Source organism: Ekhidna lutea, from assembly GCF_900188325.1.
In the GTDB taxonomy this organism is placed as follows: domain Bacteria; phylum Bacteroidota; class Bacteroidia; order Cytophagales; family Cyclobacteriaceae; genus Ekhidna; species Ekhidna lutea.
The window spans coordinates 506,464-519,111 of the sequence record NZ_FZPD01000004.1; the positions used below are offsets into that span (position 1 = coordinate 506,464).

11 protein-coding genes are annotated in these 12,648 nt (G+C 41.1%); 7 read left to right on the forward strand and 4 right to left on the reverse strand.

The window, feature by feature from the left end; genetic code table 11:
• Window positions 1–18: 18 nt before the first annotated feature.
• Complete coding sequence (locus CHB71_RS13420) at window positions 19–774, forward strand: enoyl-CoA hydratase/isomerase family protein (protein ID WP_089357430.1); 756 nt, start codon at window positions 19–21, stop codon at window positions 772–774.
• A 104-nt stretch (window positions 775–878) separates the two neighbouring features.
• Here the strand turns inward: CHB71_RS13420 and CHB71_RS13425 are convergent, their stop codons facing one another.
• On the reverse strand, window positions 879–1,565 hold the full coding sequence (locus CHB71_RS13425; protein WP_089357431.1) for an alpha/beta fold hydrolase: 687 nt from the start codon (window positions 1,563–1,565) through the stop codon (window positions 879–881).
• 6 nt (window positions 1,566–1,571) lie between these two features.
• Window positions 1,572–2,042 carry a hypothetical protein gene (locus CHB71_RS13430; protein ID WP_089357432.1) on the reverse strand — a complete coding sequence of 157 codons (471 nt, stop codon included), beginning with the start codon at window positions 2,040–2,042 and terminating at the stop codon, window positions 1,572–1,574.
• Between the two features lie 183 nt (window positions 2,043–2,225).
• Here CHB71_RS13430 and CHB71_RS13435 point away from each other — a divergent pair, with 183 nt between their 5' ends.
• On the forward strand, window positions 2,226–4,295 hold the full coding sequence (locus CHB71_RS13435) for an alpha-ketoacid dehydrogenase subunit alpha/beta (protein ID WP_089357433.1): 2,070 nt from the start codon (window positions 2,226–2,228) through the stop codon (window positions 4,293–4,295).
• 3 nt (window positions 4,296–4,298) lie between these two features.
• The gene (locus CHB71_RS13440; protein WP_089357434.1) at window positions 4,299–5,006 is read left to right on the forward strand and encodes a hypothetical protein; all 708 of its coding nucleotides are present in this window, start codon (window positions 4,299–4,301) and stop codon (window positions 5,004–5,006) included.
• A 75-nt stretch (window positions 5,007–5,081) separates the two neighbouring features.
• On the opposite strand, the gene CHB71_RS13445 is transcribed toward CHB71_RS13440, so the two are convergent.
• Window positions 5,082–5,417: a transposase gene (locus CHB71_RS13445; RefSeq protein ID WP_144017425.1), complete on the reverse strand. Its 336-nt coding sequence runs from the start codon at window positions 5,415–5,417 to the stop codon at window positions 5,082–5,084.
• A 42-nt stretch (window positions 5,418–5,459) separates the two neighbouring features.
• Entirely contained in the window at window positions 5,460–6,005 is a 546-nt protein-coding gene (locus CHB71_RS13450; protein WP_245811280.1) for a transposase, read from the reverse strand.
• Window positions 6,006–6,172: 167 nt separating this feature from the next.
• On the opposite strand from CHB71_RS13450, the gene CHB71_RS13455 reads away from it, so the two are divergent.
• From CHB71_RS13455 to CHB71_RS13470, 4 genes are all read left to right on the forward strand, one after another.
• On the forward strand, window positions 6,173–7,351 hold the full coding sequence (locus tag CHB71_RS13455) for a hypothetical protein (RefSeq protein WP_089357436.1): 1,179 nt from the start codon (window positions 6,173–6,175) through the stop codon (window positions 7,349–7,351).
• 8 nt (window positions 7,352–7,359) lie between these two features.
• Window positions 7,360–11,142 carry a PKD domain-containing protein gene (locus CHB71_RS13460; RefSeq protein ID WP_089357437.1) on the forward strand — a complete coding sequence of 1,261 codons (3,783 nt, stop codon included), beginning with the start codon at window positions 7,360–7,362 and terminating at the stop codon, window positions 11,140–11,142.
• A 367-nt stretch (window positions 11,143–11,509) separates the two neighbouring features.
• Window positions 11,510–12,025, forward strand: coding sequence for a LytR/AlgR family response regulator transcription factor (locus CHB71_RS18845; RefSeq protein WP_179213421.1), 516 nt, complete (start codon window positions 11,510–11,512; stop codon window positions 12,023–12,025).
• A gap of 84 nt (window positions 12,026–12,109) precedes the next feature.
• Window positions 12,110–12,628: a hypothetical protein gene (locus CHB71_RS13470; protein ID WP_089357439.1), complete on the forward strand. Its 519-nt coding sequence runs from the start codon at window positions 12,110–12,112 to the stop codon at window positions 12,626–12,628.
• The last annotated feature ends 20 nt before the right edge of the window (window positions 12,629–12,648 follow it).

Consider the following 12,648-nt stretch of genomic DNA (forward strand, 5'->3'; position numbering starts at 1 on the left):
GATACCTATTTTTGCTCCATGAGCAACTACGTGAAACTTGATATAAACAACGGAATCGGTACCGTTGAATTCTTTACCGAACAGAGCAACTCTCTACCGGGAGACATCCTGAAAAAGCTGGCGGACACTATCACCGAAGCTGGGAATGATCCTGAAATCAAAGTGATCATCCTGAAAAGCGGTGGCAACCGTACCTTCTGCGCTGGGGCCAGCTTTGATGAACTAATGGCTGTTGACAGTCCGGAAAATGGGAAGAAGTTTTTCATGGGCTTTGCCAATGTGATTAACGCAATGCGTAAATGCCCAAAATTTATCATTGGGCGTCTTCAAGGAAAAGCCGTTGGAGGAGGAATTGGTCTGGCTGCATCTGTAGATTACTGCTTTGCATCCAAGCATTCAGCAATCAAGTTGAGCGAGCTTGCGCTCGGAATCGGGCCATTTGTTGTAGGGCCTGCGATTGAACGAAAAGTAGGACTTTCGGCCATGTCCCAAATGGCCATGAATCCGGATGAGTTTTATGATCCAAAATGGGCACATCAAAAAGGGCTTTTTGGTAAACTATATGATGACGCTGCAGCCCTGGATAAAGCTGTGAATCAGCTGGCAGAAAAGCTGGCTGCATACAATCCGGAAGCCATGGCTGAACTAAAGAAGGTCTTCTGGGAAGGAACTGAGCACTGGGATGAACTTTTAGCTCAACGAGCTGAAATGAGTGGGAAGCTGGTGCTTTCAGAGTTCACCCGAAATTTCATTCAGAAGTTTAAAGACAAATAATGCTCCAAATTCGCCTTTTAACCCTGAATCCCTAAAGGGGCATGCGAAAATCAATTTACACCCTTTAGGGCTGGGGTTGAATAAATTGATTTTCAATTTAAATATCAACTCACTGACTGTATAAAAAACCTGACTTTCTCGGCAAGAGCGGTCAGGTTTGTTTGTTCAATAGGGTGCTTACTCTCTGGGATAATATGTAATCGGCTATTCATGAGTAACGCATTTACCTCTTCGCTCTCTTCCTTAGATACCATTTGATCCTGATCCGAAAGACACAACTGAACAGGGATATTGATTTGACTCATTCGCTTTTTTGTAATCGGTGCTTCATCACCAAGGGTTTTCATAAAAGCAGCGGTGCGATTCAATACATTCTCCCAGTGAACTCCATGCTTCTTCTCCAATGCCCGCGCGAATGCAGGCACCTTCTCTTTGATTTTCTCAGGGTTTAGCTGCTTAACCTCTTGCTCGGCAATTTCCGGGCTCCATTTCATTTTAGTCCCCAAGGTGGTGATGGATTGAATGTTTTGATTTCCTGATGCGGCTGAAAGCAGCGTGATGAATCCACCCATGCTGTACCCGAAAATGTGTGCATTTCCCACAGTATCGATGCAATCATCCAATTGGCTTACAAAATCATCGATAGCGAATGCTTTCTCATTTGACGAACTGGCACCATGCCCCTCTAACTCCAGCAGATGCACATTAAAATCCTTCTCTAGCATTTCTTTCAAAGGCGACATCTGGTCTGAGTTGCCTAAAGCACCATGGATTAAAATCAGATTATTCATAGGAATTTAATAGTCACCCACCCGATCCATCGATTTACACTTTTTTATGGCAAAGTAAATCGCCTGCCCCAAAGCTATGAGTTGTTCCCTATCATCGGAAAGCATAATAATGAAATTACGCCTTCCGGAATCAGTCTCAGATACATACTTAATCTTCCATTCTTCTGATATTGTATTCAGGATCAAACCCCACTCACCATTGGGCTGCTCGAGAACCTTCATTTTAGTTTCGTCAATATCTACAAACCAGAAAGCAAACAAATCCCATTTCGTGCTATCTCCCTGAGGAGCTTGTTCAATCTCAAGGTTACAATTATCATAGTTCAGGCGGTAGGCTTTATAAGCATAATCACTGTTGGTTAGGGTTTGAATTTCCTGAGTTACAAAATCAATGGTGTCCATCAATTGTTTCTCCGTCTTTTGTCCCAAGGCTCCATAAAAAGCCAATAACAAGGCGAAAGTCACGATCCATTTCATAGTACTTTAAAGTTAAAGCGTAATTCCTATGAATATGGGAATACCAATCTTTTGAGTAAACATCAAAATTTAATTTTTTTAAGGTTTACTTGGTTTTAGGCCTCAATTGCATGGGAATTGATCATATAATCGGTTTCACCACAACCCTCTCCTTTACTAACTTAGCGCCCCCAACGATAAACTATGTCAAAAACAGCAACAGCACCCAAGAAGAAGAAAGAAACGGCGATAGACTGGAAAGAGATCGCGTTGAAAATGCTCATCTCCCGAGCGATGGACGATCTGGAGGAAAACAAGCTCGTTCCTGAGAAAAAAGTACTTTATCAGTTCTCCGCAAGAGGACACGAATTGGGACAATTAATATTGGCTCACCTTCTCGACAAACCGAAAGATTCAGCAAGTGCATATTATCGTTCTCGTCCACTTATGATCGGACTTGGGTTGTCGGTGGAAGATGCGCTTTCTGCACCGTTAACAAGATCCGGTGGCTACAGTGATGGACGAGATATTGGAGTAGTGTGCAACATGCCAAAATCTGACAGAGGATGTGTGGTTTTGCCCATGGCCGGTGATGTGGGTGCGCAATACACACCTGCGGTAGGTTGGGCACAGAGTATCGAGTACCATGCGAAGACACTAAAAAACAAAGAATACAAAGATTCCATTGCTGCCATTCTAGGTGGCGATGCATCAGTGGCTACCAATGGATTCTGGTCTGCGCTGACCATTGCCACAACACAAAAACTTCCTGTGCTCTTCTACATCGAGGATAATGGATATGGCATCTCGGTAACCAGCGAATACCAAACCCCGGGTAAAAACATTGCTGAGAACCTGGCTTCATTCAAAAACCTGGACATCTGGGACGGTAGCGGTACCGATCCTGAGGAAGCATTTAAACTGCTAAAAGCAGGAACGGATCATGTGCGATCCAGAAAAGGACCTGCATTGGTGCGGCTGACCGTACCAAGGTTGAATGGTCACTCCTACCAGGACAACCAGGCATACAAGGATGAAAAGCTTGTGAAAAAAGAACAGGCAAATGATCCTTTGAAAGCGATGAAAAAGATGTTCTCCGACAAAGAATGGAAAGCACTGGAAAAAGAGGCACAGAAAATTGTAGACAAATCAGCAGAGGCAGCTCTTAATCGTCCACTACCTGATGCTTCTAAAATCAAAAAATACGTCTTCTCCGAGCCGGATGAGGTGCAGGAAATTGGCGGCATCCGTCCATCCAATCCAGAGTTCCCCGCCAGTAGCGAAGAACCGAATCCTGACAAACGAAGGATCAATATTGGTGAGGCAATCAATCTGGCGTTGGACTATGAGCTGAAAACCAATCCGAAAGTATTAGTCTTTGGAGAAGATGTGGGAATGAAAGGTGGTGTGCATGCCGTGACTATGGGCTTACAAACGAAATACGGACAAGACCGTGTGTTTGACACCTCGCTTTCAGAAGAAGGAATCATTGGTCGGGCAGTAGGCATGGCCTATGCAGGGTTGATGCCGGTAGCAGAGATCCAGTTTAGAAAATATGCTGACCCGGCCATGGAGCAGCTCAACAACTGTGGAACCACACGCTGGAGAACCGCCAATCGATTTGCAGCTCCGATTGTGGTACGGATGCCCGGAGGGTTTGCCAAAGTAGGTGACCCATGGCACTCAGTGACTAACGAGGTGATGTTTGCGCATGCCATCGGCTGGCAGGTGGCCTTCCCGAGCAACGCACAAGATGCTGTGGGATTGATCCGTTCCGCTATGCGCTCGGACAATCCAACCATGTTCTTCGAGCATCGAAACCTGAACGACAACCGCTACGCCCGAAGACCATACCCGGGAGATGAATTTGTGGTGCCATTCGGAAAAGCGAACCTCCTCAGAGAAGGATCAGACATCACCCTCGTGACCTGGGGTGCGATGTGCGAAGCTTGCGAAGGCGCAGTAGATGAAACACGTATATCAGCTGATGTGATTGACCTGCGAACCATTATGCCATGGGATAAAGAAGCGGTGCTCAACTCCATTAAGAAAACGAATAAATGCCTAATCGTGCATGAAGATGCAATGACCGCAGGGTTTGGAGCGGAGATTGCTGCAGTGCTGGCTTCAGAAGGATTTAGCCATCTTGATGCTCCTGTTGAGCGAATTGCCATGCCGGATATCCCACTTCCACACAATGTGCCTTTGATGGAATCGGTAGTTCCGAATGCGGAAAGGATTGCTGAGAAAATGAAGGAGATTTTGGCGTTTTAGGTGATGAAAGGTTATTTCTGGATTTTTCTCAAAGTTTTATCTATCCTCTTAGTGGCTGTTTTTATATTTCGTTTCATTAGAAAACCAAATAGCGAAATTGAGTTTAGAAAGGCCCATATTGCAAATGAAATCGGCTATGATAATTTTTTAGAAAATCTGTCGCTTATCCTTCCTGAAGAACTGTCTGACTACAATGAAAACTTGATATATAAATCTGAAAGCCTTTTGTTGTTTCAAGCTGAATTTAGCGATCGAATAAGAATTATCCTTCATAATAAGCCTGAAAAAGAAGTTCAAACAATTTTCCCCTTTTTATCAGAGAATGTAAACTTACATTTTCAAAAGTTAATGAATGGTGGTGATGGTTCTATTGATCAGACTGAACTAACTTTTGTAAATATTGAAGGGTTTAACAAACTGTTGAACGAAAAGGAAGTTTGTAATAGTAAGTCAATAATTGAGGAGTTTTTCGAATTGAGAAGTTTAGGTGGTACACCACATGAAGTGCTAACAGATTTCGAATCGCTAAACAAAACTCAGCATAAAAGATTGGCATCACAGTATTACAATGAAAATTCTAATTTAGGAGATACAATAGTTATGATTAGATTCAAAAGTGAGGTCGACAACAAATCCAGAATTTGCCAGTATGGATTCCTTTTTGATTCATGCGAAGTAGATAAAATTCAATTTACCTGTCTAGAAGAATAGACTCCCTCAAAAGTCAGATTTGGACATCTACATTAGTTAACCGCGGTGGTTCGTGTCCTCACGAACCACCCTTATTCAAAACTCCTCACCAGCATGTTTTAAGAAGTTAAACCTATCATCCCCATGCTCATAAAAAGAGGCAGATGAATACATATACTCACTTGGCTCACTAACCAAAATCCAATCCTTGGCTATTGGGTTTTCATGGATGTAATTCAGCTTTTGATACGCTACTTCAGGGCTGTAAAGTTCAATCGCCATTGAGTCTCTTTGCCAAAACTCATATCTCTTATTCCTTGCGTCGACTTTAAACTTTTGCAGTTCGTTCTCTTTAAGCATTTTCTTAAACTCATGAGCCGTGTACTTCAAGAAAGATCCGAAAGGTGTCTCTTTTCCACTTAGAGAATTCATTCTCTCACCGCCGTGGTTCGTGTCCTCACGAACCACCCTTATTCAAAACTCCTCACCAGCATGTTTTAAGAAGTTAAACCTATCATCCCCATGCTCATAAAAAGAGGCAGATGAATACATATACTCACTTGGCTCACTAACCAAACTCCAATCCTTGGCTATTGGGTTTTCATGGATGTAATTCAGCTTTTGATACGCTACTTCAGGGCTGTAAAGTTCAATCGCCATTGAGTCTCTTTGCCAAAACTCATATCTCTTATTGCTTGCGTCGACTTTAAACTTTTGCAGTTCGTTCTCTTTAAGCATCTTCTTAAACTCATGAGCCGTGTACTTCAAGAAAGATCCGAAAGGTGTCTCTTTTCCACTTAGAGAATTCATTCTCCAAATCAAGTGGATATGATTAGGCATAATAACAAAACCGAAAACGTCTATTAATGTCTTTTTAGAGAGGTATGACAAAGAGTCTGTAATTATTTCTTTGAACTTGTCACCACTCAAAAGATGTAGCCAATTGTGAATCGTTGCAGTCCAGAAATAAATTTTTCCTATTTCAGTATAGGAGGCTCTTGGTTGTTGGAAGTAATTCACTAAATAAATTTAAGAAAGAAGGTTCGTGAAGACACGAACCTTGGCGAGAGATTTGATATATCATAGAAAGTCACCCTGAACTTGTTTCAAGTGCAACCGGCAGCTGAGTAGTTTTTGATACTAAAATTGGCTAACTTCATTTAGAGTTCAATCATAAATCACCCATCATGAAAACGCTACTCACTCCAATCCTTCTCGGGCTTACGCTATCTGTTAGTGCCCAAACGATCCGCATTGTTGATAATAATTCCAATGCTCCAACGGGGGATAATGTATACGCCACATTGCAAGCAGCTGCTGATGCAGCCTCGGCAGGAGATTCCATTTATATCCAGCCAAGCCCAACTACTTACGGAAGTATTGTTGTGGAAAAAGAATTACACTTAATTGGCATTGGATTCAATCTCACTAAAGATTTACCCCATTCTTCGAGGATTACAAACATTACTCTAAGATCAAATTCAGACAATACTGAAAATGCTTCTAATAGCACAATTACAGGGCTTCATTTATCTAATATTTATCTTACCAGGAACACCAACGGAGGACCTGTTTTTACGCTTGATGCTGTGTCCATTCATAATAATCTCATCACTTCGATTACCTGGCAAACATCGGGATCTAATACAATCCCTGTTACAAACATGGTCATTTTCGATAATCAAATTACGAGTGGGATCACTTTCCAGCGAGAAGTAGATGGGGTGATTATTCGAAATAATTTATTGCAAGGCCTAACCACATTTGAATCTTCAAATCCCAACAATGCTTTTATACAAAATAATATTATTCTATCGGGGATTAGAAAATACTCAGAGGGTGACGTGCTAATCATTCAAAACAATAATTTCATTGGTCAAAATGGATCAAACAATGCATTTTCTACGATAATGCTTGACGCACTGGTCTCAAATAATATTTTTTATGGTAGAACACCAAGTCTCGCTTCCGGTGGTGGAAGCACATCTACTAATTTTCAGCGTAATGTGTTCGATAACAACCTATCATTTGAAACGGGAAATAACGAATTACCCCCTTCTGGTGGTGGAGTGAGTAATTCAGGAAATGCCAATAACCTTGAAGGCATTTCACCTGATTTTAATGGGACAATACCTGTATTAAACACCTGGTCCTCATCATACGACTTTAGTCTCGATCCCACATCAGCAGCAGTAGATGCAGGTAGTGACGGCTCAGATATTGGCATTACTGGTGGACCTTACCCTATGACTCCAAACTTTTCTTTGAAGACTTCAAGCCTTCCTACCATTGAATCGTTCAATGTTTCCACGGTGATCAATCCCGATGACGATCTGGACGTAAGTGTGCAGGCTAAGTCCAACTAGGAGGAGCTATGAAAAGAATAGTTTACTCGATACTATTCCTGCTTTCCTTTAGCTGGGGATTTGCACAAGCAGATATTGTAGCCGCCGAATACTTCATTGATGAAGACCCTGGACTTGGTATGGGTACACCTTTTCCGGTATCAATCACTCAAGGCCAGTCTATTGATCTAAACTTCACCATAGCCACTTCATCTATGGGCTTGACCAATGGTGTACATGTCCTCGGGATTAGAATACAAGATGAAAATGGTGATTGGAGTTTGCATGAAAGAAGATTGTTTTACATTCAACCCAATTCGAGTGTAAGTAATCCACCACCTGCCGATATAAACACAGTGGAATATTTTATTGATGAAGACCCTGGAGTTGGTAACGGTATAACGCTATCTGGAAGCGGGCCTACTATAGACGTAAATGATATTGTGGATATAGCCGCCCTTTCTGATGGTTTTCATATCATTGGTGTTAGAGCCAGAAATACGGATTTTCTGTGGGGTTTTGCTGAAGTCAGGGCTTTTTATATCCAGGATCTGGATGCACTAACTCCTGCTGATCCTGCTGAAATATCAGCTGTTGAATATTTTATTGATGAGGATCCTGGACAAGGAAATGGTACAGACATTCCTGTCACTCAAAGCTTGAGTATTGACATTACTGAAGCATTGTCAATTGCTGCCATCGAAAATGGATTTCATACAGTTTCCGTGAGAGCCAAGAATACAGATGAGCAATGGGGAATGGCGGAGACCAGAGTTTTTTTCATTCAGGAAATTAATAATACTACTAATGAGATTTCTCCAATTGCTGCAATGGAATATTTCATCGATGAAGATCCCGGGACAGGCAATGGCATTCCTATTGATATTACTTCAGGGACACTCATAGATATCACCAGTATTCAGCTTGAATTGGTGGACAGCTACCCAATTGGTACGCACACAATGACAATCCGAGCACAAGATGCGAATGGTAGATGGGGATTTGGAGAAACACGTGAATTCATGATTGACGGAGATTGTCCGATAGCCAATTTTGATATCCTGGCTGCTTGCGTAGGTGAAACAATTAGTCTGACAGATCAGAGTACAGGAATTCTAGGTGATGCTTCTTACAAATGGTATGCTGACGGAGTAGAAATAAGCACCTTTGAAGGTGACATCAGTCATATTTTTGATAGCCCCGGATTACACACATTTTCTTTGGCCATACAAAATGGTGCAGTTTGCACTGACAGCACGGGGCAGGAAATAACCGTCAAACCTGAACCATTTGTTACCTTCAGTGCAGAACCGGTGATCGTCGGATCAGAGACCATCTTTGAAGTGGAACAGTTCAACGTAGATACGGCTGCCACATGGTCGTGGGACTTTGAAACCGATGGAGTTATTGACGCAACAACTAAAGAGAATACAACATTTACTTTTCCAGCAATTGGTGACTATACCACCACTCTAACTGTATCAGATGGAGCAGGATGCGAGACCACATTCTCCAAAGTAATCAAAGTCATTTCAGATGGCAGTGACCCGACCGCAAATTTTAGTACAGATGCGTCATGTGTTGGCATTGTTGCCACATTTCAAAACACGTCAATCAACATGCCAATTGGATCTACTTTTGAGTGGGATTTTGATGAGGATGGAGTAGCAGATGCTACCACAGAAGATGCTACCTATACATTTGCTTCCATCGACACATTTGAGGTCAGCCTTACAGTAACTACTCCTGATACTGAAGTATTTACTGAATCCAAAGAGATAATTATCAGCTCTGCTCCTACTGCTGATTTTAACGCAATTCTTGCATGTGCTGGAGAGACAATTAACCTGGTCGATCAAAGTAGTGGTCTTACGAATGATTCTTCCTACGTATGGTATGCTGATGGTGAGGAAATAAGTACTACCATCGGTGATGTTACCCATGCTTTTAATACCTCGGGCCTACATACTATCTCCTTGGTAGTACAAAATGGGACTTGCGCAGATAGTGTCGGTCTTGAAGTGGATATCAAGCCTCAACCATTTGTAGCTTTTAGTGCAGAACCGGTAATCGTCGGATCAACAACAGTTTACGAGGTAGAATTATTAAACGTAGAATCAGATGCATCATGGTCGTGGGATTTTGAAACAGATGGAGTGATTGATGCAACGACTGAAGAGAATACAACATTTACGTTTCCTGCAATCGGTGAATATAATACCACGCTAACCATCTCCAATGGAGAAGGATGTGAAACCACATTTTCAAAATTGATAAAAGTTCTATCAGATGGAAATGATCCTGAAGTAGATTTCACTACAGATGCTTCTTGCCTCGGCATAGAGGCTTCCTTTCAAAATCTATCAACCAATATCCCTGGTGGATCTACTTATGAGTGGGATTTTGATGGAGATGGAACGGTCGATGCTACTTCCGAAGATGCACTTTATACATACTCAACAGAAGGCACCTATCAAGTCAGCCTTACCATTACCACTCCTGATACAGAAGTCCTAACTGAAACGAAGGAGGTCGATATAGATGCAGCTCCTACTGCTGATTTTGATGTCCTCCTTGCCTGTGTCGGAGAGGAAATAAACCTGATCGATCTAAGCAGCGGGCTTGCGTCAGATGCGTCTTATAAATGGTATGCGGATGGTAATAAGATTAGCACGGATGCAGGAGATATTACTCACGTTTTCAATAGCTCGGGTCTTCACACGTTTGCGTTGGTTGTTCAAAACGGAGCTTGCGCTGACAGCACTGGAGTTGAAGTAGAGATTAAGCCTGAACCATTTGTGGTATTTAGCGCTGAATCAGTTGTTGTTGGGTCACCTACTATCTTTGATGTCGAACTATTCAACGTAGATTCCACAGCATCCTGGTCCTGGGATTTTGAATCAGATGGTGTTATAGATGCCACAACCAAAGAAGAAACGACATTTACATTTCCTACTGCCGGAGAATACACAACCACACTTACTATTTCAGATAATCAAGGTTGTGAAACCACATTCTCTAAAATTGTAGAAGTACTTGAAAGTGGAAGCGGCCCTTCGGTGGACTTTACCACTGATGCCTCATGCGTAGGAATCGAGGCTAATTTTCAAAACACCTCCTTGAACATTCCAGATGCATCAACTCACGAATGGGATTTTGATGGAGATGATGTCACAGATGCCACCACTGAGAATGCTTTATTCACCTATTCCACCAGTGGTACTTATCAGGTAAGTCTTACAATAACCACTCCTGACGCAGAAGTTTTACAAGAATCAAAGGAGGTTCAAGTAGATTCTTCCCCGATTGTTGATTTTGATTTCACGTATGAAACAGATTTATTCGAAAGCGCAAATGTTAGTTTTATCAACCTATCAGAGGGATCAGGAGTAGATTTTTTGTGGGATTTTGCAAGTGAAGGAACCTCTACAGCAATCAGCCCTGATTTTTCTTTTGAAGATTATGAAGGCAAAACATATACTATTTGCTTAACCGCTACTAATCAATGTCCTGAGGTTATGGTTTGTAAAGATGTAGTTTTCACCATTACTGGACTGGAGCTTCTGAAATCATTCGGCATTAGTCTATATCCAAATCCAAGTAATGGTCATGTCAATTTAGATTTTGGAATGGCAAATGATGATAACTATCAAGTGGAAATTATGGACCTAACTGGTAAGATTTTCTATGATCGATCCTTAAATAATACCTCTGAAAAATTATTCGAATTGCCTCGATTACAGAGTGGGACCTATTTGGTAATTGTACGTTCAGAATCCTTCACTGCGCAGGAAAAATTAATTATTCGGTAGTTTGACTTAATTTGATCATCTCAGAAAAGTTCGCCCCAAAAGTTCTTATTTTATAATCTAAAGAAAATGCATCTTTACTGGCATGCTGATCAACCATAAATACTTTCATTGGTTTTATTATCATAAACGGAAGCAGCACCTTTTCAACTTCTCAACTGGCCTCTTTATATGGCTGTTTCTTGGAGTCACTCGCCCTTTTGGAATTAGCAACAATAATTTTGAAGCCTACATTTACCTTCTTCTGAACTTGCTACTTTTTGGATCAGTTTGGATCATCATCAGTTATTTGTTTGATTTTATTTTTAGAAAGCAAGTCAAAAAAAATCATGCCTTTGATCTGAGAGTCTTAGGCTTCAAAGTACTTTTCATGATCCATACATATTTAATTATAAGAGGTATTTCATGCGATTGGGAATGCATGGATTTTATCGAATACCTTGAGCTATGGCTTGCTTGTGGATTAATGATTGGTTTCTGCTACCTGACTTTTTCGCTTTATGCCAGGTATTTGTACTTCCATTCCATGATCGGGCAAAAGGAGTTAGCTTCAGGAAGCATCGAATTGATTGGTGAAGGAAAAGATTCTTTGATTTTACCAATGAGTGAGATTATAAGCCTAAAGGCTGATGATAACTATGTAGATATTCAAATGATCAAAGAAAAGAAAACACTTCGATCAAGCCTCTCCGCAATCGAAAATCAGCTAGAGCCATTTAGTCAATTCATTCGTGTTCATCGATCATATATGATCAATTTCCATTATGTGGAAGATTACCCAAGGAAGGATACTATTCTATTAAGGCAAAGAGACGAAAGGATCGAGTTACCTGTTTCCAAAAAATATCAAGAACAGGTTAATGAACTGTTCACTCACCCCAAATAGCGCCCAATTCACCCCAAAATAGACTGAATGGCCAACCTCATTTGAGGTCTGTACGATTATTACGTCAGCTTAAAATTTTGAATTATGAATTGGTTATTCATTGGATTAGCATTGGCTTTCTGCCATCTAATTTGGTTCGGTTGGTTGATCAGCCAAAAGAATTACAATCGGCAACTACTTATTGTTGCTATTGCACACTTTCCATATCTACTAGCAAACCTTGTTGCTCCATTTCGAGGTTTTTTTGATTCAGAATATGCAGGTTATCAGTTTGGACTAATCAAAATACCTGCTGGAATATGGGTCACTATCATAACTGGATTCATTGTAGTTGGAAGTTTTCTTATTGCTTCAAAAGCACTGAAAAATCAAATGGAAAGGTTATGGATTTTCACTTTTCTTTTTGATCTAGGCCTGCTAATTACAATGGCTGGCCCAATGTTTTTTGGAATACTTTTTAATCCAACAGCATCAAATATTCAATTAGGTGAATACATGACTATTTCAGGAATCTGGGTAGCTCTAATCACCTTTTTTCTCTTTGCCGGACCAACGCTTTACTCAATCACCACATCTGCGAAGAAGATTAGACAAACCATTTAACTAAACTCAAATAAACAACT

Excerpts from the sequence above, each read along its gene's own strand:
- CHB71_RS13440 (WP_089357434.1), top strand. The coding sequence starts at position 4,299 with ATGAAAGGTTATTTCTGGATTTTTCTCAAAGTTTTATCTATCCTCTTA.
- CHB71_RS13445 (WP_144017425.1), bottom strand. The coding sequence starts at position 5,417 with ATGAATTCTCTAAGTGGAAAAGAGACACCTTTCGGATCTTTCTTGAAG.
- CHB71_RS13470 (WP_089357439.1), top strand. The coding sequence starts at position 12,110 with ATGAATTGGTTATTCATTGGATTAGCATTGGCTTTCTGCCATCTAATT.
- CHB71_RS13425 (WP_089357431.1), bottom strand. The coding sequence starts at position 1,565 with ATGAATAATCTGATTTTAATCCATGGTGCTTTAGGCAACTCAGACCAG.
- CHB71_RS13455 (WP_089357436.1), top strand. The coding sequence starts at position 6,173 with ATGAAAACGCTACTCACTCCAATCCTTCTCGGGCTTACGCTATCTGTT.
- CHB71_RS13420 (WP_089357430.1), top strand. The coding sequence starts at position 19 with ATGAGCAACTACGTGAAACTTGATATAAACAACGGAATCGGTACCGTT.
- CHB71_RS13460 (WP_089357437.1), top strand. The coding sequence starts at position 7,360 with ATGAAAAGAATAGTTTACTCGATACTATTCCTGCTTTCCTTTAGCTGG.
- CHB71_RS18845 (WP_179213421.1), top strand. The coding sequence starts at position 11,510 with ATGATCCATACATATTTAATTATAAGAGGTATTTCATGCGATTGGGAA.
- CHB71_RS13435 (WP_089357433.1), top strand. The coding sequence starts at position 2,226 with ATGTCAAAAACAGCAACAGCACCCAAGAAGAAGAAAGAAACGGCGATA.
- CHB71_RS13430 (WP_089357432.1), bottom strand. The coding sequence starts at position 2,042 with ATGAAATGGATCGTGACTTTCGCCTTGTTATTGGCTTTTTATGGAGCC.